Origin of the sequence: Leucobacter viscericola, from assembly GCF_011299575.1 — a bacterium.
GTDB classification, from domain to species: Bacteria; Actinomycetota; Actinomycetes; order Actinomycetales; family Microbacteriaceae; genus Leucobacter; species Leucobacter viscericola.
The window spans coordinates 1,642,780-1,668,456 of sequence record NZ_CP049863.1; the positions used below are offsets into that span (position 1 = coordinate 1,642,780).

A 25,677-nucleotide genomic window follows, 5' to 3' on the forward strand; every position below is an offset into this window, starting at 1 on the left:
TAAATCCTAACGCGCCGGCGTATCTGGAGCGTACGCATCAACACGGGGCGGCTCAGGAACCAGGGCTCCGTCGAACTCGATTCCCACTTCTTCGCTCGGAGCGATTCCGGAGGCACTGGATCCTGCGCCAACTGCTGCGGCATCGGACGCCGCGCGCTGTTCCGCGAGCTTCTCGGCGTTGCTCTTGTCGCTCAGCGGGATGTTTGGCAGCAGGGCAATCGCGATGATCGCAACAATCGCGACTGGCGAGGCGGCGAGAAAGACGTTGCCAATCCCGTGACCATAAGCGCTCTCAACCACGATGCGAATAGGATCCGGCAGTTCGGCAATCTTCGGGATCGTACCGCCCGCGAGCTTATCTGCACCGACCAGTTGCTCAGGGCTGAGCTTACCGAGTCCGTCCTTAATGTACTGAACAACCAGGTTGGCGAGCATCGCGCCCATCGCAGACATGCCGGCGGTACCGCCAATGGTGCGGAAGAAGGTGACGGCGGAGCTCGCAACACCCAACTCATGCGGGTTCACCGTGTTCTGCACCACCAGAACCAGGTTCTGCATGCACATACCGACACCAGCACCGAGCACAAACATCGCGACGCCAACAAACAGGAAAGAGGTGTCGTAGCGCAGCTGGCCCATCATAAATAGGCCCACCAGCATGATGACGGATCCCGAAACCATGTAGCGCTTCCACTTGCCGGTGCGGGTGATGATCTGCCCGACGAGCGTTGAAGCGAGCAGCACACCCGCCATCATCGGGATCGTGAGCAACCCGGACTCGGTTGGAGTCTTGCCACGCGCGAGCTGCATGTACTGCCCCAGGAACACCGAGGTGCCAAACATCGCAAGACCGACCGCGATGCTGGCAATGACGGCCATGGTGAAGGTGCGATTCTTGAACAGGGTCATTGGAATCAGCGGTTCTTCAGCCCGCAGCTCAACAAAGACGGCCGCCACGAGCAGCAGCACGCCGCCACCAACCATGAGGGCGGTCTGCCATGACCACCAGTCAAACTCGGTGCCACCAAGGGTGACCCAGATCAGCAGGCTCGCAAAACCGAGTGAGATAAAGGTCGCACCGAGGTAGTCGATCTTGATCTTGCGCTTTTCGGTGTGCAGGTGCAGTGTGCGCTGTAGCACGATGATCGCGATGATCGCGATGGGAGCTGCGACGTAGAAGTTCCAGCGCCAACCGAGTGTGTCGGTGATGGTGCCGCCGAGCAGCGGGCCACCGACCGTCGAGATCGCCATGATCGCACCCATGATGCCCATGTACTTGCCACGCTCACGCGGGCTAATGATTTCGGCGAGCACGATCTGACCGAGGGCACCGAGGCCACCAGCTCCGAGGCCCTGGAGTACGCGGAAGGCGATGAGCCAGGAGGGCTCCTGTGCGGTGCCGGCGAGTGCCGATCCAACCGTGAACAGGATCAGCGAGAGCTGCAGCAGCACCTTCTTGCTGGTGAGGTCGGCGAGCTTGCCCCAGATTGGCGTGGAGATCGCCGATGCGAGCATGGTGCCGGTTACAACCCAGGTGAAGGCCGCCTGATTGCCGTTGATGTCGGCGATGATGATCGGCATCGACGTGCCGACGACCGTCATGGAGAGCATTGATACGGCCATGCTCATGAAGAGGCCGGTGAGCGCGAGGTTCTTGGCGCGACCGGTGAGGAGGCCCTCGACGGGCATCTTCTTTGGTGGTTTGATCTGAGTCTGGGACATCGGAGGCGTGGGGTCCTTTGGCGTGCGTGAATTTAGTTGACGAAGATCAACTATAGGTAGTTGGTTGATCTTTGTCAACTAATGCGCGCGGTGGCTCCTCGCTGAGCGATGCCCTACGCTGCGACGTGCATCTGTTCCATGCTCAACGAGGCTGACACCATGATGGGCAAGTGATCCGAAGTGCCACGCTGCAGGGTGCGCACACTCTCAATATCAAGCCCGGAGGAGGTTGCAAAGTCGAAGTGCCCGCGGAACATCTTGTAGCGGGTGTAGGTGCGCTTGTCACTCAGGCTGAGCTCGTAGCCGTGATCCCGCATTTCCAGGTCGAGCCGCCCCTTAAACACCGGATAGTTGTAATCACCGACCATTAGCGCGGGCAGCCCCGGCCCCAATTGGCGCAACTCGCCGAGTGCGGCGTGAATCTGGTGGCGGCGCAACGAGTTCAGCGCGGTGAGAGGCGCGGCATGAAATGATGCTGCGACAAAGTCGCGTGAGTTCTCGCGATCGTGCAATCGGACCCCGAGCAGGCGCTCGTGCGCGGGGGCGAGCAACCTGTCGTGCAGCGACTTCTTGAGCTGGAACGTGTGCGCAGCGTGCGCCTGGAACCGTTCTTCGCGCACGTACATCGCGAGACCGAGTCGGTTGCGTTCGGTCGCGTGCACCAAGCTCAGGTGGCCAAGGCGAGCTGGCAGCGCTACGGCTTCAGCCTCCTGCAGACACAAGATGTCGACTCCGTGCACCTCAGCCAACTCACCAATCTCAGTGACGGCACGGTTCTTACGCAGGTTATAGCTGACGATCTTCACTCGGGTCCTCTCAGCGGGGAAGCGTCGTTCGACACCAACAGCAGCCTACGCCCCAAACACTGGGCTGTGGCCAGTTTGCACGGGATCTCTGAGCTACCGCACAGCTGCGGGCGCGCCGACTAGCTGATCGAGCGCAGTCGCACCTCGAGCGTGCCGACGATCAGGCGATCGGTGACCGTGGAGGCTTGTCCTGCCTCAAGCTGCGTCGAGTTACCGAGGTTATCGAACACCGCGACCCCGTTGGTTGAGTTGAGGTCTTCGATGGTCCAGGCGTCTCCCTCACGGCGCATGCGCGCGTGAGTCTTCGACATCGTTCGGGTCGGGTCCGCAATCTGCAGAGCCGTGGTTCCCTCGAGCGCCTGCGGCTTACGTCCGATCACAACGTCATCTCCCAGCAGCTCGAGCACTTCCCCGTCGGGCAACTCAAGGCCCCATCGGGTTTGCCGCGATACAACGACGGTGTGGTCGAGCTCGTCGCCGTCCGGTTGCTGCGTCGGCGCGGGCGTTGGTGTTGGGGTCGGCGTTGCCATCGGCGCTGGCGCTGGCGCTGGCGCTGGCGCTGGCGCTGGCGCTGGCGCTGGCGCTGGCGCTGGCGCGACGGGCGGGCGGGACGTTTCGAAGATGGTCGGCACTTCTGGTTCCAGAACCGGGGCCACAGGGTCTGGGGTCTGGACGGGCGGAGTGACTGACGCCACGGGCTCAGAGGCTCGTAACGGCTCGGGCGAGGGTGCGGGTGCCTCAGGTGCAGCGGCAACCGGCTCGGGAGCAACAGGCATCACTGAGGGCGCCGGTAATACCAGAGGGGTTATGGAGTTTGCCGGATCAATGACTCCACGGGGTTCTTCCGCTTCGACACTCGGTGCGGCGGTGACCGCGGTGGCTTCGAGGGGCGGCTCGGGTTCGACCGACGGCCACGAGTACAGCTCCTGCGGCGGAGACGACACTCCCAAAGGAGCATCACCGTGTTGAGGAGCACCCTCTGAAGCCAGACGCTCGAAGGCCCCCTCCGTTGTATTACTGAAACCCCAGTTGTTCTCGGGAGCGGACTCAACAGGCTGAACAGGCTGCTGGGAAAAGGTGGGCTGCTGGAACGTTACGGGAGGCACCGCGGGCGCGGGTGGTAGCGCGACGGGAGGCTGCGCCAATTGAGGCTGCTCCGGCTGCGGATATCCGGGCGGCTGAGACGCCGGCGCCGACTGAACACCCTGGTGCTGTGCGTATGGATCTTCGAAGGTCTGCGGCTGTTCGACAGGCGCTACCTGCCATGCCGGATCAAGTTGTTCCCCATACACAGGCTGCGCGGCAAAACCGGGCTGCCCTGCGGCACCGGGGTACTCAACGGGCGCGGGCTGCCAAGGATTGCCTTGATGCGCTGGAACCCCTGAGGGATCAGCCTGCACCTGCGGCACACCCTGCCATCCTCCAGCGATCGGATCCTGCTGCACAGAGGGCATCCCCTGCCAACCGCCAACATTCGGATCTGCCTGATACGCGGGCTGATACCCGTTGTTCGACACATAGGATCCCGGCTGACCGTAACCGTCGGGTCCCACGGCGTATGGCAACTGCCCACCGTGTGCGCTGGCCTGACCAGGCTGCGCATAGGCAGAATCTCCGATGTGATTCGCGAGCATCATCGCCCACACTGGCGGAAGTAGCGCGCCCAGCACCGTGAACCCGGTGCCCTTGCCGTGCTCTGAGTTGATGCGGTGAATCGCCATGATCGTGACAACCAGCGTCACGATGCCGAGACCCGGCACAAACGCGAGCAGCACGATCCACCCGGGCAGATCACCGCGCTGGATGAGCTGCCACTGGTTCCACACGGGAATCCATCCGTGCGACGAGGGCAATCCCAACTTTGGAAAAAGCTTCGAAAGCGACCACAGGTACCAGACGTAGTAACCGAGAACAACCACGGTCCAGATCACAGAAACAATGAGCAGTCCACCGCCCAAAGCAGCTCCAGCAGTCCCGTCGTTCATGCGCTACTCTCTCTCGTTACCCCGCACGTTATGCCCCCAGCTACTTAACTCTGCCACGAAACCGCCGTGGCTCATAGCTGGCGCCAAATTTCTTCCGCTTGGCGGGCAGTAAGCCCCGCCCTAAAGCCTCGGCGAACCCGCACAGCAACTCACTCGCCTATCCAAACGCAAGCAGCGATACACCCCAGAGACCTGCACCAACAACAATGGCAACGACCGCACCACCTCCGAGTGCAAGCAATCGAAATCGCCGGTTCTGCTTTGCTATCGAGGGCAGCCCCTCCCGTTGAGCTGGAACGATATATGCTCCAGCGGGAGGCGGTCCGATCCGCGCATCGAGGGCAGCCCCATCACCCGAGACGTCAACAGCTGTCTCAGCTTTTGCACCGTAGACAACCGGCATGCCCTGCCGCACACCGCTCTTGGGCAGCGTGTGCTCCGTCTGCGGAAACGGTGACTCTCGAACTCTGCGGTGCGGGTCGAGAGGCGGTTTGAACATGAGGTTGGCGAGATCCTTTGGGATCTCTACCGCCGGCTCTTCAACTGGCAGGCCGACTGCGGGGCGACGAGGCGTTGCCACAACCGCGGTCGAGTCTTCAACGACCGGGGGCGACACAACGACCGTTTCATCCCCGGAGGGATTCCCGGGAACAACAACGGTCTCGTCGACTTCTTGTCCTTCGTCGCCCGACATCAGGCTCTCCTCGTCGGCAGGGTCACGGTCAGTGTCTTATCGGCCTGCGAAGTCTCCGGTGCGGAGGTGTCAGATCCAACATGCCAAGCTTTGCCACCGGCAAGCACATCCACCACAATCACCGTGATGTTGTCACGGCCTCCAGCTTCGTTCGCGCGCTGCACCAGTTCCTCTGCGACAGCCTCCGATCGGCCGCCCATCGTAAGGGTCGCACGCAATTGCTCGTCATCAAGTTCAGTGGTGAGGCCATCAGAACAAATCAGGATCCTCGCACCGGTTTCGACCGGCAGCAACCAGGTATCTGCGGCACTATCGATTGAGCCGAGTGCGCGCGTAATGATATTGCGCGGTGGCAGCTTCCTGCTTTCGACTCCCCCGGTGATCGCCTGCTCGATAAGGGAATGATCAACCGTCAGCTGACGCAGCTCAGCTCCGCGATGCAGATATACCCGCGAGTCACCGACATTGAGCACCAACCAGAAGAGCTCCTGTTCGTGCTCTACAAGCACCACGCCGGTGAGGGTGCAGCCGGCGCCACGCTCGCGACCAAGGGCTACTTGATCCACGGCCCCCCGCGCGGCTTCGAGCGCCTCGTTCACCGTTCGCACCGAGGAACGTTCGCCCGGCCGTATCCACTGCGCAAAGGCGGCCACCGCTGCCTGGCTTGCAAGGTCACCCGCCTCGTGCCCACCCATGCCGTCAGCCACGATGAAACAGGGCATCTCGGCAAGCGCAGAGTCTTCGTTCACAGCCCGTCGTCGCCCAGGATCCGTGCGCATCGCGACGCTCAGCTCGAGTTCAAGCTCACCCATTGACATCATCGTTGCATCTCCATCGGCTTGGCTTGACTGCTGTTCGGCGTCGATTCAAGCGCCCGTTTGGAGCCGCGCCTCCCGCGCAGTTGCACCCCAAAAGAGGCGAGCGAATAGCGCATACCCAATCGCCTCCAGAAGCTCAGACCGCTTAGCCGCGAGTCAATTTCACCGTCAATAACTTGCCACAGCTGCTGCGCGGTTTCAGGAGCTATTCCTTCAGGAGCATACACTGCACGATCAACAGTCCATGAGATCCAATCACCCGAGTCGACACCCAGGGACGCCATAATCTCTCGCCTCGTACCGATCTGTGACACGCGCACCCCAGAATCGGCATAGGTGTCGAGCAGTTCGTTCCAGGCTCCGAGCGCTTGCACCTCTGCCGCCGCGGCTCCCCTGCGGTATCGGCTGCGTGCACGCTTTACGACAGGAATGAACAGCACGAGAAGAGCCAAAAGCGCCAGCGCCGCGAGGCTCAAACCCACGACTCTTAAGACCGGCCACAGGGCGCTGAGGCCCTCGGTGTTCTTATTATCGGAGTTTGTGGTGTCTGAATCACTCGTGCCAACCGGAGGGTCGCTCTCGGTCGCGTCGCGCTCTTCGGGAACCGTCGGAAACTCGGGCAATAGCTCGCCCTCTTCCAGGGTGCTCGGTGGTGTTTCCACCTGCGGTGTGACGTCGAGAGGAGCCCACACACCATCGGCCCCACGGACCTCAACCCAGGCCGCAACGTTATCCCCCGTGCACTCGGCCTTGCACGCTGGAATCCCCGGCACACCCGCTTTATCGCCGCCCAGCCGCACACCCAACACAACCCTGGAGTCAAAACCCATTGCCCGCGCAATAAGGGCTGCGGCCGTCGCGAACTGCTCGTCATCACCGATACCGGCAACCAGCATGCTCTCGCTCGGCCGATCTCCCGCGGCGGTTTCCTGGTCGTTGAGCTGCTTAAACACCTGCTCGATGCGGGCAATTGAGTGCCCACCCGGGCTCGTCATAAAGGAGGTGTTGTACTCGCTGGCGAGCGCACGCACCCACTCGCCTTCGCCGTCTTCATCGGAAAGAGAGTGACTGAGATAGCCGCGATCCCGCAATCGTTTGATCGCCTCGGTTAGTCCCTGGCCGTCTGAGGGCAGCTGCTGTGCGCGCAGCCAGTGATCGAGTTCTGGGGTGCTCTCTAGGTCGATGAGAGGATCAGGGTGAGCGGGATCAGCCCCGAGCTTCGCATCGGCGGAGACCGCCATATCGGCTGTATAGCTGTCGCCTGGTCGCAACCCCGCTGCCGTTGGTACCGCCACGGCCCCCTGCAGCTCACGATTCACATAAAAGCTGTCTGCGAGCGCGCCCGCCCGCTTGCCTCCAAAGGCAGGCGGTCCGGCTAGGGGCATCGCAAGGGGCACCCAGATGCCGCTGTAACCGTCATCGATCTTTACGCTGACTCGGCTCGAGTCGGCGAGCGGTTCCCCACTCGGAAACCGCGTAAAGCGACCAGCGGTAGCGGTGTCGCCGACGGTAAAATCAACGCCGTCATAGTGATCAAGCACCGCAATCCGCAATCGTGACGGGAGCTTCCCGGAGCTCGAAACCTCAAAGATTGGGGCGGCCAACAGCGCATCCCGCTTCCACACGCGGTAGCTGGCGAGCGGGCTGGTCTGCTCGCGCACAACGATCTCAGGATCAATCGCGTCTCTCGCAACGCTGCGAGTTCCACCATCGAGCACGGGAACCAGCGCGACCCCCGCAAACAACGCAATACCCACCAGCAACGCACCAACCAGCCCGCGCGCAATCGCGTTGCGCCGCACGGACCCGGCACCGGGAAGTGGACCCGAGGGCATGTCGGCCCATGCCTCGCGCCCAAGTCTGAGCGAAGCACGGCGAGCGATCCCAGACGACCAGGCCACCCATATCGCACACACGCAGCACGCTACCAGCCACAGCGCGAGCTCACGCGGGGCCGGAATTGTGAGGGGGCCAAGTGCTGTGGGCTCACTTACGTTTGAGGAACCGAATACCGCACCAAAGAGAACAGGGAGCAGCACCGGTGCGGCGGCAAAGGGAGCCCACCGGCCGCCCTTCAGCGTGAGCGCCACGATGGCGGCAACGGAAACCAAGGTTGTAACAAATAGGGGCACGAGTACCGTTTGATACGACCCAACAGGCAGGGTGAGCGTGAGCAGTTGCTTCCATCCCAGGGCGACAGCTGCGAGGCTATCGCCAACACCTCGCAAGATCTCCCTCGGCCCGCCGCCCAGTGCGCTTGGTACCGCGAGCGGCACGACTGAAACCAGAAACGCAACAATCAAGGCGACGACCGTTAGGCTGCCCCACCTGAAGCGCTTTCCGGCCCACACTACACAAAACGTGATCACGCCAGAGCCACCAACAACCCACCACAGCTGATCTGTCAGATAGATGGGTTCGGCGGCGAGTCCACCGAGCACAACCGTCGCGAGACTCAGCAGGGCTGCGCCAAGGGTCAGCCCCGCTGGCACTCGTGTCGCGCGCCCACGCGAGCCGCGTCGCTGGCTCGCACGCGTTCTCGCGGCGCTCATGCAGACACCCCTCGCAGCATGAGCTGGGGCAGATCACCCAGCGCACCAACGGTGAACAGTGTGCACACGTCAAGCAGACGCGACGCGGGATCAGCGAGCACCTCGCAACGAATCGCCAGCACAGTTACGTCTTCGGGGAAGGAGGCGGCAGCTCTGCGCAGCCTCGTAGGATCGGGGATCGAACCGGTCACGATCACCACGATAGACAGCGGGCGTCGTGACTCAGCGAGCCCCCTCGCCAGCCGCTCAATTGGCAGCGCTTCTTCTGCAACCTCAAGCTCTGCCCAGGCATCGAGCAGTTGTGAGAGTGTCTGCGATGGCAGCTCTTCGAGACCATCGATGCTCGGCCGAAGCCGACCCGGCGACCACTGGGAAGCCACAAAACTCTCGCGTGCCTCACGCACCGCCTGCATCGACACCGATGCTGCAACGCTCACCCCCAGTTCAAACTCTTCGTCGCTCGCGTATTCGGTTCGATTTGCATCGAACAGGATCGCCGACCGCGCCGTCTGCGATTCCTCGTATTGGCGCACCATAAGCGTGCCGGTCTTTGCCGTTGATTTCCAGTGCACGTGGCGCATTGCATCGCCTTGCACGTATTCACGCACCGCGTGAAACGAGAGATCTGAGTCGGTCAGACGCCTACTGGCCGCTCCGTCAAGATCCCGAACAAGCCCCGCAGTACCAGGAGGCAGAAATACCGTGCGCGGGTGCACGTGAATGAGGTGGCGATCTCGCCACGTAAGTTTGCGCTGCATTAAGCCGAGGGGATCCCGCCGCGACAGCGTCATCGGGCCAACCTCGATCACTCCACGCGCGGTTGCTGCGACCGCGGCGGGAACAACCACGCTGCCTTGCGGGCTAATGAAGGGGATCGGAATCCTCCGCAGTGCCTCTCCCACGGGCATCTCCGCGGTCGCAGGAAGCGCGGGGCGAGCACTCGAGTTCTCTACCTCGATCGACAGGTTGACCGCACCACCCGCGACGACACGCATGCGATCCACCACGATTCTGATGAGGTACGCACGGCTGCCGAGCAAAAATGGGAGCCCGACGAGCAGCAGAACCGCACCCACGATTGCAACGAACCAGGCCTCAACCCAGTTCAGGGTCGCTCCGAGAATCGCAGCTGTCGCCGTGGCAAAGATGACGAACCAGCCCGTGGGCGTGATCGTTCGTGTGACGCGTCGCCACAGTCGCGATAGCTGTCGCCGGTTTCGTCGCCACCAGCGTTTCAGGCGCCGCTTACCCGACCCAGCCTTGGCAACGCCTCGGCCGGTATCTTGCAGTTGGGTCGTGCCGAAGGTACGACTGCGTGTGCCAGTGCGTGAGAGCGGCGCACGCGACGTGTCTTTGTTCACGCGACGCCGTTCTCCTGCGGTGGAGTGATGTCGAGCAGGATCTGGCCGATGATCTGCTGAGCGGTAACACCGTCAAACTCGGCCTCGGGCTCCAGCACGAGACGGTGGGCGAGCACGGGCATCGCGAGATCCCGAATATCGTCTGGAGTGACATAGTGGCGCCCGTTTGCCAGCGCCCAGGCAGAGGCGAGGCGCACAAGCGCGAGGGTGCCGCGGACGCTCGCGCCCAGGCGCACTTCGCCCGCACGACGCGTGGCTTCGATGAGCCGCACAGCGTAGTCGGCGACGAGTGGGCTCACGTGCACCTTACGAACAAAGTCCTGCGCCTGCGTAATAGTGTTTGTTGTGACGACCGGCTTGAGGGGGGCGTTGCCAGAGCGATCACCCTGCAGAATGCGCACCATGGCGGCCTCATCGGGGTAGCCGATTGAGGTCTTGATCATGAAACGATCGAGCTGAGCCTCGGGCAGACGGTAAGTGCCTGCCTGCTCGACCGGGTTTTGGGTCGCGATCACGAGGAACGGACTGCCGACATCGTGTGTTTTGCCATCGATCGTGACGTGACCCTCCTCCATTACCTCAAGCAGCGCCGACTGAGTCTTTGGGCTCGCGCGGTTGATCTCGTCGGCGAGCACGATGTTCGCGAAGATGGGGCCTGCGTGAAACTCGAACACACCAGCTCGCTGATCGAACACTGAGACCCCGGTGACGTCACCCGGCAAGAGATCAGGTGTGAACTGAATACGAGACGACGTGCCCTGCACGACCTGACCCAGCGCGCGGGCCAAAGCGGTCTTGCCCGTTCCGGGAACATCCTCGAGCAACACGTGACCGCCAGCGAGCACACTCGCCAACACCAGCTCGATGACACGACGCTTGCCGTGAATCGTCTGTTCGATCGCGCCAGCGCACGCGCGGAACACCTGAGCCACCCACTGGGTTTGGTCGGCGGATAGCGCCTCTTGATGCCCGGGGGCAACGGCAGCCTGGGTTGCGGCAGGTGCTTGAAGGTTCATGCGTTCCTCTGTGTGTGAGTTGATGGGGTATTGGTCCAGACAATCACGTCGGAACCCCCTTGCTTAGGGTGTGTAGCAAACATTGAGAGTCACCGAAGCGAGCGATTTAAAAGGGGAGGTTGGATCTTGCCAGCTCACCTCGAGCGGGATCGTGCTTCCATCTGGCGTACCCTTCGTGACTTTGGCATATGGAGCGGCCGCAGCTGAGATGTTTAACAGGCCCCTCAGCGCTTCGGGCGTTGCCGGCGGTCGCGCCTCGGAGTAACAAACGGCAGGAGAGTTGGGAACACTAATGCGCACCGCAGTTGGAGTTTCAGCAGGCTCAACGGCCACCCAGTTCGAACAGGTTCCCACGTCGAGCGGGTCGATACACTGACGGACCTTTATGTTCTGCTCCAAAACTTCGGGATCAAGTTCAAAGCTCGTCGGTCCGCGACCATTGATCTGATACTGAATTTCCGTTGCTCCGTCAGTCTTGGTGAGGTCTGGAGCTACGGCATCGTAGTTTGCTGTTGTTTTGCCAGGGTCTTGAGTGGATGCCTCTGAACTCACGGCGTAATGAAGGTCGCCGCTCGGTGCTGGCATCGCGTCCCCAAGCCGCACTGGGCTGCTTGTCATGGAGGAGACCCCGAATGCACTACTCGCGCACACCTTGGCCCAGTACTCCCGGCGCGCACTCAAACCGGTGTATGCGGGCCCACCGCCGCGGGAGGCCGAGCAGGCAGGTTCGTTTCCGCCGGTTCGCGCAATTCCATAGCTGTAGGTCACTTTTTCGGTGAGGTGAGCACCAGATTCCGGTGTGAAACTTATTTTGGCGGATGTCGCAGAGTCGCTGGTTAAGGCTACAGAGTCCAATCTCGGTGCGCCGATGACGGTCACCTCAACCGGTGTCGCAGTGCCCGATGCCGATGCGCCACCGATCTTCGGAATTTCTATGTTTGTGTTGGGGGTTACGCTCAAAGTCATGGGTCCTGCGCTGAGATCCGAGATGTCAGTCTTACCGCTTGACCCATCAATGACCACCGCCTCGTCTCGACCCGGAACGCCAATAGATATCGATCCCGTGTCACTTGAACCTGTCACGGTCACCCGCACACCGCCGAGATCTGAGCGGGTATTGCCAGGATTCTCAAGCGGGGTCGCAACTGCCTTGGTAATTTCTGGAGTCTTATAGGCCCACGCGGTTACAATGCTCGAGGGCGCTGATCCGCCAATCCCATTGTGCGCAGTAGCGCTAAATTCATGCTTTTCGCCGTTCTTAAGCCCCGTCACTACGCACGTATACGACGAGCCCGCCGCTTCCTGCGTGCAGTTCGTGTTTCCGACGCCTCTTGCCGAAACTGACGCGCCGGTGACCTCAGGGTGTGCCTGTCCGCCAAGCACAACCGAAAGTGTCACGCTGGTGGCATCGAATGCAGTCTGCGTAATGCTCGTCGGTGCTTCTGGAACCCCCGCGGCGTCAAACTCGATCGACCCGGTACCCTTACGTCCCTGGCTGTCGAGCACAGTGAACCCTACGGTGCAGGTGCCCCCGACGATCCGATCAGCTGCCCAGGCAACCGACACACCAGCGTCGCCAACTCTGGAGAAGCTGCCGACCTGGCAGGATCCCGCGCTAATCGAATCCAACTTCAATCCGCCGCCGCTCTTGCCTGCAAATGGATCGTGTTCGTTCGGAAGCCCGATGAGGGTTGTGCCGCATTCGGCACCAACACGGCATCTGAGTTGCACTGATCCACCCTTCGGCAGATCGCGTGGCGCCTCCCCAACACGGAGAGTCAGCGTCGCACGAGATTCACCGGCACCGGTCGCCGCGATTGACACAAACTCTTGGCTTCCGGTGCGAGCGTCGGCGCGCGCAGTGACCTTAACTGCAGCACCATTCTCCGTCACTTCAAATAGGGTGCCGGTTCCGGTGCGGCTAAAGCGCAGCTTCGATACATCTCCGTCGCGGCCGCCGGGCCACGACACCATGTCAGTCAGCTGGATCGTTTCCGTTGCGCCCGGCATGATGGTGCGGGTCAGAGGGTTGAGCTGGACCTCGGGTATACGCGGCGCAATATTGATCGGAACGGGAAGGTTAGTCCAAGTCTTCTGGCCGACGAGTCGCACCGCGATCAGACAGGTGTCGTTCCAAGGCGCCTCTTTACCCGCGGTGTACCGCACGGTGTTATTTGAGACCGCTGAGCAGCTCGCTTGACCGCGACTCACGTCGAAGGCCGTCTGACGGAGCTCTGCGCGATCCGCAGTCCCGAGATCCACGAGGTCTTGCAGCTTCACCTCGACCGACTTATCTTCGTCAACGCTTACCGGTTTCATTCCGGCTTTGAGAGTGAGACGCAGTTCATCGAGGGGCGGCACCATCAAGAATCCGTAGCTCGACACTTCTGCACCGGTGATGTCTTTGCCTGTGACCTTAAACACCACAAGATCACCGTCGGGATTGTATTGCCCGCTGATCTTGCTACCCGAGACGCGGTAATCTTTCGCGTTACTCCCCCAGAGCGAGAGCTTCAGCGTGGAAGGATCTCCTGTTGTCCAGCGCACCTTATCGGTGATGACATCAACGCCACCGCCAGAGAGCGCGGCGCGATCTCGAACGTTCAACACGGTGTCGTCGACCGTCGGCGCCTGGGCTCCAACACGTTCAGAGGTCTGCACGACGATCAGACCTTCGGCCGTGCTCGAGCTCGCCGATGACTTGACGATGTAGCGATACGAGACGATGCCGATGTTTTTATCGGAGCTGACCGAAACGCGCCCCTTCTTCATCTGCGAAAGATCCACGCGCCCCATGAGTTTTTTGTACTCGGAGCTCTGTTTGCCGCCGGGAACGTTTGGCTCAACCGACACGATGCTCAGCTTGCCGTGGGCGGGGTCAATGTCGTTATCGAGCGGGCGGATAACTGCGGGTTCGGTGCTGCCCGGCACCATCCTCACATAGTCAGTGGCGGCAATCGGCGCGCTGTTTTCTTGTTTTGCGCCCATCACAATGATGCGCAATTTGCCCTTTGCCGTGGCCCCAAAGTCGTCGCGAACAGTGTAATCAACTATTTGCTGACTCTGCTTGGCTGTGCTTGAGGCGGTAATTGAGATTCTCGAGTTAACCGTGGCCAGGCTCGCTGTGATTTGCGGATCATCGGGCGACGCAACGTCGACGAGACGAACTCGATCACCGTCGGGGTCGACTCCCGAGAGTGGCACACGAACCTCGGTTTGCTCGCCGGGGGCAACCCTGGCGGTAATCGCCCGAGGTTGCGGGTCTCGGTTCGATCCCTTGGGAAGCACCGTCACAAAAACTGAGCCGACATCACTCTTTTCGGGAGAGCTGGCGCCATAGGTCGTGTAGCTGAGACGGTAGGTGCCCGGTTTGCTTGGCGCAAGGTAGCGGAGCACGTTGCCGGAGGCGAATGCCAGTTCACCCTTCGCGCCGGAACCGGTCACTGATGGATGCAGCAGCAATCGATCGCCCGGTGGCGCGATGTCGTTATCGAGTACCCGAATGTCAGAGATGGATCCGGCGCGCACCGTCGCGTTGTCAGCGACCGCGATGGCGCCGGAGTCTCCCGACTCCGGTACTTGGAACACGGTCAACCTGCCCTGAGTCTGCGCGGCGCCCTCCGTAACAGTCAGATCAACCGCTCCGATACGACCGGGGCCACCATCTTGAGTGCTACCGGCGACTCGCACCTTGGAGTGCTCGACCACATCGGCACGAAGCTCTCCGTCGACAACGTCGGCCGCGCTCACGGCAAGCGCTCGTCCATTCGCTCCCGGCACGGCATTGAGAATCTCGACTGTTGAATCAGCGAGCGGACGAACAAACGCACGCAGCGGTGGAAGCGCGAGCGGAGCCCCGGCAGGGGTTGCTGTCACACGAATGACCCCGGTGACTTCACCACCCGTCATGGTGTCACGAATATTAAGCGCCAGTGTTGTGCTGCCGGGTTCGCTCGCGTTGACCTCCACGGTTCCCGAAGCGAGTTGCGGAGTGACGGCCAGTTTGTCGCTGCCACCCTGCACCGTGGCGTTGGTGAGCGTGTACGAGCCAGATCCTCCCGCGACCTTCAACAGCGGCTGGAGCACCGTCTGCTCACCAACCTGCACGGTTGCGGCGGTATCAGTAAACTCTGCCGGAGCATCCGGCTGCACAGACAGCTGCAGGACTCGCTGCTTCGACTGGCCTCGATCATCAGTGACCGTGACCCGGAGTATCACCTCGGCTGCGCCAGCGTTCGGGTCGGTGTGCCGGACGGCCAACCTGCCGTCGTCGGTAACGATTGCCCGGACGGGATCCTGCGGGTTGACTACCTCTGCTCCCGACAGCATCATGACGTCACCCTCGGGGTCGACCCACCCCTCAAGAATCGGGTAGACCAGGGTCCCTCCGGGCGCGATAGGAGGCACCCGCCACTCGCGCTGGCAGCCTTCAACCGGGCACCATTCGGGAGCAGTGTTGACCTCATCGGGCATGACCGTGAGGGTAACCGTCGCGGTATTCGACGAGAGCCCGCCGTCCGTGATGTGATAGGTAAACGTTGCCGAGCCGGAAGCGCCGGGCGCCGTCTGCACGGTGAGTGATTGCCCGTCCGGCATCAGCTGCAGGGTGCCAAACTCCGCGGGTAGCGGTGACTCGCTAAGCGATTCAGGAACGATCGTGAGCACGTCTCGTTTGTTCGGATCAAAGTCATTGAGCAGCACCGGCAGCGGTGCTGGTTGTCCCGCGCGCACGCCAAACGCATCGTCGACGGCTGTCGGCGGAACCTGCTCGGTCACCTCGTCAACAACGACGGTGCCCTCGTTCTGCTTGGGTGGGTCTGAAATGTTCCACTGTGAAAGCGGGATCAGCTTGCCCTCGGGCAGAGTCCACAACATTCCCCTGCGTGTCTCGCTGAGAACCACACGTTCTCCGTTGGAGCGGAAGACAGGATCGAGGTCCCCTGGATCACGCACTGAATCGTCAAACTGCAACGGTTTTGTGTCACCGTCAGCCCAGAGCTGACCGCTGCTCTGCCCCAGCCAGGCCGCGTACATCTTGCCGCCGACCTCAAACGGCTGTGCCGGAGTTCCCGTGGCCTCAGCCACACGCTTGGAGCTACCGTTCTTCGAGACCTGCCACAGACCACCGGTGTCCGCAACAACCGCGGGCTCCCCCGACGAGTCACTGCTCGCCTGCAACCTAGCGGTGCCCTCAAGCTTCAGCTTGGCCTCACCCGCGCCTCGGCGCCACAAAAGTCCCTGCTCTTCGTCGAGCAGCACCCAGTCGTCTCCGACGAGCGTGAGTTGGGGGTCTTTGACTCCCTTCGCAGACTCGGGGAGTGCGTCGGTGTCTCCCTTCGCCTCGCCGCTCGCTGCGTCAAAGCGGCGCACGGCGTTCTCGGCAGATGAGTACAGTGCGACCTCACCCGCTGCCGAGACCGCGATTGCATCGGCCTGGTAGTCCTGTTTGTCGGACTTTTTAGTCGTGGATTTTTCAGCTTTGCCCTCGGAAAGGGGTGTGATGGCTCTCAGCGAAGAGAGCCGAGTGCTGAGGTCTTCGGCGGCGAGCTTGGCACCGGCAGCATCTGCGGCATCGGATCCTGCGCTGTCAGACCCGTCCGTAAGCTCACCTACGTACGCCACTCCCGACTCCGTCAAAACACCAACAAAACGGCCCGAACCAACAAGCTTTCGTGTGCCATCTGGCATACGAACGGCTGCGGCACCCTCGCGCTCAGCTGAAGGGTTCGAATCGGTCGCGGCGTTTGCCGTATCAGTCGAGTTCGCGACGGTCTGCGCGCTGCCGCCCGACGAGCTCTCGCCACTCGCCTTTGCTTCATCACCAAAGTCGGTCGGGTTCGATGCGTCAATGGGCCAGGCCCGGCCATTGCCGTTCGAGAACACCACGCCACGCCCACCCGATTGCAGCAGGCCGCTCGGCTCAGCCACCTTACGCACAATGTCGAGCTCACCTGTGTCGGTGTTCACGCGGGCATACTGGCCGTCGTCTCGCGCAACCCACACGCCCGCTTCTTCTCGCGGGGTCTCCCTGGCGTCGTAACCACTGGCGATGACCGCGATGGTCGACACGAGAGCAAGTGTGACTCCACCCGCGATCCACAGACGTGCGTTCTTTGCGCGCGCGGCGTCAGCGGTTCGGGATCGGCGCGCTCCTGCAGCTTGCGGCTTGTTCACCCCACACCACCCCAAAGTGCCCACACAACCGCACCAATTCCGGCGACGCATGCCAGAGCGATACCCGCACCAATCAGCCCGGCACGCATTGGTGACGCTGGTCGATCCAGCACGATACCGTCTGAATCCATGCCCCGCTTCTCAGCCAGTGCTGCCGCGCGTGCTTCGGCCCGTGTCTGGCGTCCAGCTACCGTGCTCACGACCGGGCCGCGTGTACCCGCCTGAACGGCCTCAGATCGGGGCAGCCATGATTCTGAAACCACCTCAAGCGGAGTCACATCGAAACCGTAGATCCGCTGCAGTCCCTGCAGGGCTTCACCGAACTGAGCCATCGAGGCAAAGCGCTCTTGCGGGTTCTTTCGTAGGGCGTGCGAAATCAGCTCGTCAAAGGGCTCGTAGCCTTGCGCTCCAGGTATCGCGGGATACACAGCCTTGGTGATGCGCTCGGTGAGTTTAGACCTGGTGTTCTGCGTCTTGTCGGCGAGCTCAAAGGGCGAACGACCGGCTGCGAACGAGTACAGTGTCGCACCCAGCGACCACACTTCACTCGCGACGTTACCCGTGGTCTGCAGCTGCACAACCTCGGGCGCCGACCACGGGATCGACATCGCAACCTCGCCGTCGCCAAACTCTTGACGACCAATCACCTGCGAAATACCGAAGTCGGAGAGCACCGGCCTGCCAAGCGTCGTGAGGAGAACGTTTGAGGGCTTAATATCGCGATGTAGCACCCCTGCTTTGTGGGCGGTTTCGAGAGCACCGGCGATCCTCACCCCGGCGTCTAGAACATCACGAAGTGGCGCAGGACTTCCTTTTGTACGGGCGCCCATAGATTCGGGGCAGTATTCCATCGCAAGGTAGGGCAGGCCGTCAAGTGAGATGCTTGCCTGATAGATCGACACGACCGAGGGATGGCTGCTAAGTCTCGCCATCACATCGGCTTCACTCTCGAAGACCTCGCGCAGCTGCGTTGCCGCCGCGATCGTGTTGCTCGTTGGGTTGAGCACCTTCACCGCGACAACCCGACGCGGCATATCTTGCTCATACAGGTACACCTGAGCGAACCCCCCAGAACCCAGGGGGCGAACATAGCTGAAGCCCGGGATCGCGGGCACGCTGGCGGCAGAGCGCTCAGCCACGAGACATGACCGACGTGGCGCGCCGGAGGGGGGAAAGGGGTACCAATATCATCTCGACTCATCCTAAACCGAAGCACTGACAACCGCATATTCGATGCACAGGTTTCAGCGGGGTCGCCCCGCAAATCAGCCGGTGCCTGCACGCCTGCCGGTTCAATATCGCCGCTTCGAACCGGCCGGCGTGCCAGTACCGGCAGAGATGCTGCATAAAACAAAAACGGCCCCCTGCCAGAGCAGGGGGCCGTTTTAAGTGGTGCGATTACAGGCCGCTGACATCCAGGGGGATGCCGGGGCCGAAGGTCGTCGAAACGGCGCCCTTCTGCACGTACTTGCCCTTGGCCGAAGACGGCTTCAGACGTGAGATCTCGTCGAGCACCGAGTTGATGTTGTCGGTGAGCTGCTCAGCGGTGAACGACGCCTTGCCCACGATGAAGTGAACGTTAGCGTGCTTGTCAACGCGGAACTCGATCTTGCCACCCTTGATGTCGGTTACGGCCTTGGCCGGATCCGGGGTAACGGTGCCGGTCTTGGGGTTCGGCATGAGGCCACGGGGACCAAGCACCTTACCCAGACGGCCAACCTTGCCCATGAGCTCGGGGGTCGAAACAGCCGAATCGAAATCGGTGTAGCCTGCGCCAACCTTCTCGATCAGCTCGTCGCCACCAACCTCGTCAGCACCAGCTGCAAGAGCTGCCTCAGCTGCAGCACCGGTTGCGAACACGATAACGCGTGCGGTCTTGCCGGTACCGTGGGGCAGGCTGACGGTGCCGCGCACCATCTGGTCTGCCTTGCGGGGATCCACACCAAGCTTGACTGCAACCTCAACGGTTGAGTCAGTCTTGGTTGAACCGGTCTCCTTCGCCAGGGCGACAGCCTCAGCGGGAGTGTAAAACTTATCTTCGCCGATCTTTGCGGCGGCGGCGCGGTACGCCTTTGACTTCTGTGCCATGTCCGTTGCCCTTACTCGACCGTGATGCCCATGGAGCGAGCGGTGCCCGCGATGATCTTCGACGCTGCGTCGATGTCGTTCGCGTTCAGATCAGCCTTCTTCTGCTCGGCGATCTGGCGAACCTGCTCAGCAGTAACCTTCGCAACCTTAACGGTGTGAGGGGTGCCGGAGCCCTTCTGCACGCCAGCTGCCTTCTTCAGGAGCTCAGCTGCCGGAGGAGTCTTGAGCACGAACGTGAACGAGCGATCCTCGTACACCGTGATCTCGACGGGCACGACGTTGCCGCGCTGGGATTCTGTAGCCGCGTTGTACGCCTTGCAGAACTCCATGATGTTGACGCCGTGCTGACCCAGCGCGGGACCCACGGGGGGTGCCGGGTTGGCAGCGCCGGCTGCGATCTGAAGCTTGATCAGACCGGTAACCTTCTTGGCTTTAGCCATGATTGTTTCCTTTCGATTCGAAGCTGCACCCTGCGGCGCAGTTCTCCCACCTCTCCGGCCGATCCGAAGCGTGGTGTGGTTCGCGCCATTCCCGAAAGAAGCCGCAAACCAAATAAGCATACCTGAGTTCTGCCGATCCTGCACGTGCGGGTTCTGGGCCGAGCCCGGTCCCGCCGCCCCGGCCCACTACCCTGCCACCCCACCAGCCTCGCCCGCCACCCACCAACCCGCCACCCGCCAACCCGCCACCCGCCACCCGCCAACCCCGTTTTCGGGTCGGTTTCTGGCACTAAACCGCGTTTTTTTACCAGAAACTGACTCCAACTCGGAGAGGGGGTGGGGCCAGTGGGTCAGAGAGGGCGGGGTCGGAGAGGGTTGGGGTCGAAACGCCCCCGGGCAGGCCAGGCCAGGCCAGGGCCGGGACCAGACACCCCAAAAACACAAAAGCCCCGCCGAAGCGGGGCTTTTGCAAAGAACTACTAGACCATCTTGGTGACCTGGTCGAAGCTGAGCTCGACCGGGGTCTCGCGCTCGAAGAGCGACACCAGCACGGTGAGCTTGCCCGCTGCGGGGTTGATCTCACTGATCGTGCCAGGCAGGCCCTCGAAGGAGCCCGACTTGATGGTGATGGTTTCGCCGATCTCGAAGTCGATCTCGACGTTGCCCGCGGCAGCGGCGGTCGCAGCTGCACTGCCCTTGGCAGTCGCTGCGGGCTCGAGCTCGACGGTGCTCTTCAGCATCTCGAAGGCCTCGTTCAGGCGCAGCGGCACGGGGTTGTGGGCGTTGCCAACAAAGCCGGTAACACCGGGGGTGTGGCGAACGACAGACCAGGTGCTCTCGGTCAGGTTCATACGAACGAGCACGTAACCGGGGATCCGCACGCGGGTCACCATCTTGCGCTGGCCGTTCTTGACCTCCATGACCTCTTCCATGGGAACCTGGATCTCATAGATGTCGTCAACGGCACCCATGGTCTCGCGGCGGTTCCAGAGGTTGGACTTCACCTTGCGCTCGTAACCGGCGTAGGTGTGGATCACAAACCACTTACCGGGACGACGGCGCAGATCTTTCTTGAAAGCCTTGTAGGGGTCCTCAGCCGAGTCGATTTCAGCCTCAACCTCGGCCTCTTCTTCAGCTTCCTCGTCAACGATCGCGTTGGCGGCGGCCTCGGCCTCTTCGGCATTGTCGATGTCGAGAGCATCTTCTACAGCAGCGTCGACAACCGGGTCGGTGCCGTGCGCCAGCGCATCAAGCGCGGCGTCGAGGTCAGCCTCGGGATTCATGCTGTTATCGCTCGTCATCTGATTTTCATGCCTTTGCTTTGCTTAAGATTCGAAACGCGTAAGGTTCGGGATCCGGGCCGTTTAGACCCAGAGAACAATTAGCCGAGTGGCGACCCGAAGAGGAACAGGGTGAACCAGCCAAAGGCCTGATCCAGCACCCAGACGAGCGCCATCATGACAACAACGAACGCGAGCACCACAAGCGTGTAGTTGATGAGCTCTTTGCGGGTCGGGGTAACGACCTTCTTCAGCTCAGCAATAACCTGCTGAATGAACAGGATGATGCGCCCAAACCAGCTCCGCTTTGCGGCACTGTCTGCTTTGGCGCGCTCGACAAGCCCGCCGCCGCTCTCGTCGACCTCGCTGCTGCTCACTAGATTGTCCTTTCACATTGTCCCGACTGGTGCTGTAGGCACCAGCCGGGAGTGGCAGGGCGGACAGGACTCGAACCTGCAACCTGCGGTTTTGGAGACCGCTGCTCTACCAATTGAGCCACCGCCCTTCGGAATTTAACCTCCAGCCTTCCGTAGCCTTTAGGCATAGGAAATTCTGGCAGAAGTCAACTACCTCGCAATACTCTACGTGATCCTGAACGGCTTGTCTAACCCGGCTGCGACAAGCATCAAACTCTCAGCGACCCCAAAACCCGCCACAACCCTGTTGTGTCGTAGGCTTGGAGGGTGAGCAACATTTCCCGCCTTTCGAAGAAGATCGCTGCCATCGCCGAGTCGGCAACCCTGAAGGTTGACGCCAAAGCAAAGGCTCTCCAGGCCGAAGGCCGCCCAGTCATCAGTTACGCCGCCGGTGAACCAGATTTTTCAACGCCAGCGAACATCGTTGACGCGGCGAGAAAAGCACTTGATGACCCCAAGAACTTCCGTTACACAGCCGCGGCGGGTCTGCCCGAACTCAAGAAGGCAATCGCAGAGAAGACCGCGCGCGATTCGGGTTGGGCCGTCGATCCTTCCCAGGTGATCGTGACCAACGGCGGCAAGCAGGCCGTCTACGAGGCCTTCCAGTCGCTGCTCGATCCGGGCGACGAGGTGCTGCTGCCAGCGCCATACTGGACCACCTATCCCGAGGCGATTCAGCTTGCCGACGGAGTTGCCGTCGAGGTGTTCGCGGGCGCCGATCAGGGCTACAAGGTTACGGTCGATCAGCTTGAGGCCGCCCGCACCGAGCGCACCAAGGTGCTGCTCTTTGTGTCGCCTTCAAACCCGACCGGCGCTGTCTACTCCGCAGAAGAGACCCGTGCCATTGGCGAGTGGGCAGTCGAAAAGGGCCTCTGGGTCGTTGCCGACGAGATCTACCAGAACCTCACTTACGACGGCGTGCGCGCCGTTTCGATCGTTGAAGCCGCTCCGGCGATTCAGGATCGGGCCGTACTCGTCAATGGTGTCGCCAAGACCTACGCAATGACCGGCTGGCGACTCGGCTGGATGGTTGGCCCCGCAGACATCGTCAAGGGCGCCTCAAACCTGCAGTCGCACCTCACCTCGAACATCAACAACATTGCGCAGCGCGCAGCCATCGAGGCACTCACTGGCCCGCAGCAGCCCATCGAAGACATGCGTCTCGCCTTCGATCGCCGCCGCAAGGTGATTGTCGCAGAGCTGAGCAAGGTTCCCGGATTCAATTGCCCCACCCCCGAGGGCGCGTTCTACGCTTACGTTGACGTGACCGAGGCCCTCGGCAAGAGCTACGGCGGGGTCACTCCCACGACCTCACTCGAGCTGGCTGACCTGATCCTGTCAGAGGCCGAAGTTGCCGCGGTACCGGGCGAGGCCTTTGGCCCAAGCGGTTACCTGCGCTTCAGCTACGCGCTCGGTGACGAGGCACTGCTCGAGGGCATCAAGCGCGTTCAGAAGCTGCTCGGGGCCTAGGTTCAGGATCGAGCCAGCCCTGCACAAAAGCCGCCTCCTAACGGGGGCGGCTTTTGTCATTCTGGGGATCGGCTAGCGATCCCGAAGCACCTGGTCCAGCACGGCATCGACCGGCTGATCCGGGTGGAACAGCAGCCAGTCAAGGCAGGCCCCAGCAAGCGCTCCAAAGAATGCGGCACCGGCAGTCTCAGTGATCTGTGACTCCGGGGTCGCGGGGTGCGCCGCCCGCAGCACGTCGCGGTAGCGCACCACCACCGATGCTCGAGCGAGCACCATCGTGTCTGCCCAGGCGCGATCAGTGCGGAAGATCTCAGACGCCATGAGCTTTGCGAGGTCGAGATTCTCACGGAGCGTCTCCAGGGTGGCTGCGGCGACCACCCTCGGCAGCGTGTCCGGGGCACCACCAGCGCCCTCACGCGCCGCATCAATTGCCCCGGCAAGCCGCTCGAACCCGTCCCGCATCACCTCTTCGAACAGTGCGTCCTTCGAAGCAAAGTTGTAATAGAGGCTGCCCTTCGCGACCCCCGCGGTCTCCGCAATCAGGTCCATCGACGCGCCGCTGATTCCGTACTGGGCAGCAACGGCCACCGCCGCGTTAGTGATGAGCTGCTTCGTGTTCACACGTGCCATGGTCCTATCCTCTCGTGTTTATGCGAGGGTCGCTGACCCCGCCTAAATCGCGAGCTCGGGGTGCAGCCGCTTCATCGTCCACACCTTCTGGCTGCGAGCGGAAGCGGCGCTGAGCGCGAGCGATCCAAGCAGAACCGCGAACATCACCGCAAGCGCCACCCAGAACCTATAGTCAACGCCTCCCCCAATCATCTGCCGCAGCCCGTCAACAACGTACGAGGCCGGCATGAACGGGTGCAGCGCCTGGAAGAATCCGGGTGTGGTCTCGACGGGGTAAGTTCCCCCGGACGAGGAGAGCTGCAGCATCAGCAGCACAAGACTCACCACGCGACCTGTTGCGGTGCCAAGAAGCACGATAAACATTTGCTGCAGCGCGAGGAACGCGAAGGTCACAAGCAGCATAAACAGCGACATGCCAAGCCAGTGCGCGGGCCGGATCCCGATCCCGAATACGAGCACGGCCATCATGATGGCAACCTGCCCAACACCAATGATCGCGGCGGGCCAGAAGCCCGCGAGCACCGTGCGCAGCCCAGAGGTGTTTGTGGCGAGAGGGCGTCGCGGCATGGCGTGCAGGATCAGCCAGGTAATGAGTGCACCCACGAACGTCGCTAGTGCAATGAAGAACGGGGCGAAGCCCTCACCAAACCCTTGAACAGGGTTCTCCGTGGTCTCGTGCAGCTCGACGGGTGCCGCCATCGTGGTGGCGATGCGATCTGTTTGACCGCTCGCAAAGCTCGGGGCCTCTTTGGCGCCATCGCTGAGCTTCGTGGCGAAGGTGTCGGAACCCTCATGCAGCTTGGTGGCCCCCTCGGCGAGCTGGGTTGATCCCGCATCCGCCTTCTTTGCCCCCTCACTAAGCTTCGCGGTTCCGGGAACCAACTCGCTGGACTTGGACGCGAGTGTGTTCGCCCCCGTCGCCGCGGTACCGAGCTTGGAGGAGAGCGTGGCATTGCCGTCGGACACCGTCTGCGCACCCGTGGCGAGCTGCGCAAGCCCACCAGAAAGATTGGCCGCTCCGGTCGAAGCCTCTGCGGTCTTCGAATTAAGCGTTGTCGTGGCCTGGCTTAGCCCGGAGAGCCCCTCGCTGAGCGTGCTCGCGGAGGTTGCGGCGGTGCCCGCTCCTGTCTGCAACGCACTTGCTCCCTGCGCGAGTGCGCCGAGAGACGACCCCTTCCCCGCAAACGCCGCGTCCAACTGAGCGAGCGTCATGTCGGGGTTTGCCGCTGCGAGTTGAGCGATCAGCCCCGTGCCCTGCGCAACACTCTCAGCACCCGCAGCAAGATTGCCTATGCCCGTCGAGAGCTGCGCACCACCCGCAGCGGCCTCCCCCGTTTTGGTGTTGAGCGTCGAGACGCCCTCGCTGAGCGCGGTCATGCCCTCGCTCAGCGCCGTGGCGCCTGTTGAGGCCTCACTGGTCTTGCTGGCAAGCTCTGCGCTGCCCGACGCGAGTGTTGCGCTGCCGGTTGTCGCCTCGCCGAGGCCGTTCGCAAGTGTGTTGACTCCCGCCGCCAGCTGAGGGGCACTATCCGCGAGTTGAGACGTTCCCTCAGAGAAGTCACCGAGTCCTGCGCTGAGTTTGCCGCTCGCCTGCTCAAGCGCTGCAGAACCATCGTTGAGTTTGTCAGCCGCCTTCGCAGCATCGCGAGTACCGTCACTGAGCTTCTCAACCCCCACAAGCACCTGTTCAGCAGCCGTGCGGGTGGTCGTTTCGGCAACCGCATCTCGCAGCTGCACCATTGCCTGTTTGCCGAGGGTGGATGCAAGGAAGGAGTTATTGTCGTTGTACACCACATCGATCTGCCCGGCTTTGGGATCATCTTGAAGCCCGGCCAGCGTTGCCGAGAAATCAGCCGGGATGGTCACCGAAAAGTAGACATCACCGTCTGACACCCGCTCAGCCGCCTCCTTGGCGTTTGTGGTCTGCCAGTCGAGGTCGCCGCCATCGAGCAGTTCATGAACGACGTCAGCGCCGGCAGAAAGCTCTCCGCCATCCGGCTTCTCTGCTGGTTTATCGAGATTCACGATCGCAACAGGTAGCCGATCCATGTTGTCGGTTGGCGCCCAGAATGCCCAGAGGTAGAGGGCTCCATAGATAAGCGGAATGAACAGCAGCACCGCAATGGCGATCTTGGGGAGGGTGCCCTTGCGAAAGCGGCCGAGCTCGGTTCCGGTGGTAAAAAGTGACATTCGGGATCTTCGATTCGTGTTGAAGCGGTTGGAGT

The 25,677-nt window shown here is 61.9% G+C and carries 17 protein-coding genes and 1 tRNA gene; 1 reads left to right on the forward strand and 17 read right to left on the reverse strand.

The features are described from left to right. Positions 1-6 precede the first annotated feature (6 nt). The 15 genes from G7068_RS07390 to G7068_RS07460 form a co-directional block, all read right to left on the reverse strand. A complete protein-coding gene (locus G7068_RS07390) occupies positions 7-1,722 on the reverse strand; it encodes a DHA2 family efflux MFS transporter permease subunit (RefSeq protein ID WP_166290689.1) in 1,716 nt (571 codons plus the stop codon). A 113-nt stretch (positions 1,723-1,835) separates the two neighbouring features. Then, complete coding sequence (locus G7068_RS07395; RefSeq protein WP_166290692.1) at positions 1,836-2,528, reverse strand: endonuclease/exonuclease/phosphatase family protein; 693 nt, start codon at positions 2,526-2,528, stop codon at positions 1,836-1,838. A gap of 119 nt (positions 2,529-2,647) precedes the next feature. Next, a complete protein-coding gene (locus G7068_RS16590) occupies positions 2,648-4,513 on the reverse strand; it encodes a DUF5684 domain-containing protein (RefSeq protein WP_166290694.1) in 1,866 nt (621 codons plus the stop codon). Positions 4,514-4,670: 157 nt separating this feature from the next. Continuing rightward, entirely contained in the window at positions 4,671-5,207 is a 537-nt protein-coding gene (locus G7068_RS07405) for a hypothetical protein (RefSeq protein WP_166290696.1), read from the reverse strand. Next, positions 5,207-6,019: a PP2C family protein-serine/threonine phosphatase gene (locus G7068_RS07410; RefSeq protein WP_244304772.1), complete on the reverse strand. Its 813-nt coding sequence runs from the start codon at positions 6,017-6,019 to the stop codon at positions 5,207-5,209. The genes G7068_RS07405 and G7068_RS07410 overlap by 1 nt, the downstream gene beginning before the upstream one ends. A gap of 5 nt (positions 6,020-6,024) precedes the next feature. Further along, the gene (locus G7068_RS07415) at positions 6,025-8,577 is read right to left on the reverse strand and encodes a TgpA N-terminal domain-containing protein (RefSeq protein WP_166290698.1); all 2,553 of its coding nucleotides are present in this window, start codon (positions 8,575-8,577) and stop codon (positions 6,025-6,027) included. Next, positions 8,574-9,938: a DUF58 domain-containing protein gene (locus tag G7068_RS07420; RefSeq protein WP_166290700.1), complete on the reverse strand. Its 1,365-nt coding sequence runs from the start codon at positions 9,936-9,938 to the stop codon at positions 8,574-8,576. Before G7068_RS07420 ends, G7068_RS07415 begins: the two co-directional genes overlap by 4 nt. Beyond that, complete coding sequence (locus tag G7068_RS07425; RefSeq protein ID WP_166290702.1) at positions 9,935-10,954, reverse strand: AAA family ATPase; 1,020 nt, start codon at positions 10,952-10,954, stop codon at positions 9,935-9,937. Before G7068_RS07425 ends, G7068_RS07420 begins: the two co-directional genes overlap by 4 nt. A 63-nt stretch (positions 10,955-11,017) precedes the next feature. Continuing rightward, positions 11,018-17,128: an Ig-like domain-containing protein gene (locus tag G7068_RS07430; protein WP_166290704.1), complete on the reverse strand. Its 6,111-nt coding sequence runs from the start codon at positions 17,126-17,128 to the stop codon at positions 11,018-11,020. Next, complete coding sequence (locus G7068_RS07435; protein ID WP_244304774.1) at positions 17,125-18,267, reverse strand: serine/threonine-protein kinase; 1,143 nt, start codon at positions 18,265-18,267, stop codon at positions 17,125-17,127. The genes G7068_RS07430 and G7068_RS07435 overlap by 4 nt, the downstream gene beginning before the upstream one ends. Before the next feature lie 259 nt (positions 18,268-18,526). Then, a complete protein-coding gene (gene rplA, locus G7068_RS07440; RefSeq protein ID WP_166290706.1) occupies positions 18,527-19,216 on the reverse strand; it encodes a 50S ribosomal protein L1 in 690 nt (229 codons plus the stop codon). A gap of 11 nt (positions 19,217-19,227) precedes the next feature. Next, on the reverse strand, positions 19,228-19,656 hold the full coding sequence (gene rplK / locus G7068_RS07445) for a 50S ribosomal protein L11 (protein ID WP_166290708.1): 429 nt from the start codon (positions 19,654-19,656) through the stop codon (positions 19,228-19,230). Positions 19,657-20,135: 479 nt separating this feature from the next. Next, positions 20,136-20,957 carry a transcription termination/antitermination protein NusG gene (nusG, locus tag G7068_RS07450; RefSeq protein ID WP_166290710.1) on the reverse strand — a complete coding sequence of 274 codons (822 nt, stop codon included), beginning with the start codon at positions 20,955-20,957 and terminating at the stop codon, positions 20,136-20,138. A gap of 80 nt (positions 20,958-21,037) precedes the next feature. Beyond that, a complete protein-coding gene (secE, locus tag G7068_RS07455; protein ID WP_166290712.1) occupies positions 21,038-21,313 on the reverse strand; it encodes a preprotein translocase subunit SecE in 276 nt (91 codons plus the stop codon). Between the two features lie 52 nt (positions 21,314-21,365). After that, positions 21,366-21,441: transfer RNA gene (locus tag G7068_RS07460), tRNA-Trp, on the reverse strand. 178 nt (positions 21,442-21,619) lie between these two features. On the opposite strand from G7068_RS07460, the gene G7068_RS07465 reads away from it, so the two are divergent. Further along, complete coding sequence (locus tag G7068_RS07465) at positions 21,620-22,822, forward strand: pyridoxal phosphate-dependent aminotransferase (RefSeq protein ID WP_166290714.1); 1,203 nt, start codon at positions 21,620-21,622, stop codon at positions 22,820-22,822. Positions 22,823-22,894: 72 nt separating this feature from the next. On the opposite strand, the gene G7068_RS07470 is transcribed toward G7068_RS07465, so the two are convergent. Both G7068_RS07470 and G7068_RS07475 read right to left on the reverse strand, forming a co-directional pair. After that, a complete protein-coding gene (locus G7068_RS07470; protein ID WP_166290716.1) occupies positions 22,895-23,452 on the reverse strand; it encodes a TetR/AcrR family transcriptional regulator in 558 nt (185 codons plus the stop codon). A gap of 42 nt (positions 23,453-23,494) precedes the next feature. After that, positions 23,495-25,642 carry a YhgE/Pip family protein gene (locus G7068_RS07475; RefSeq protein WP_166290718.1) on the reverse strand — a complete coding sequence of 716 codons (2,148 nt, stop codon included), beginning with the start codon at positions 25,640-25,642 and terminating at the stop codon, positions 23,495-23,497. Positions 25,643-25,677: the final 35 nt, after the last annotated feature.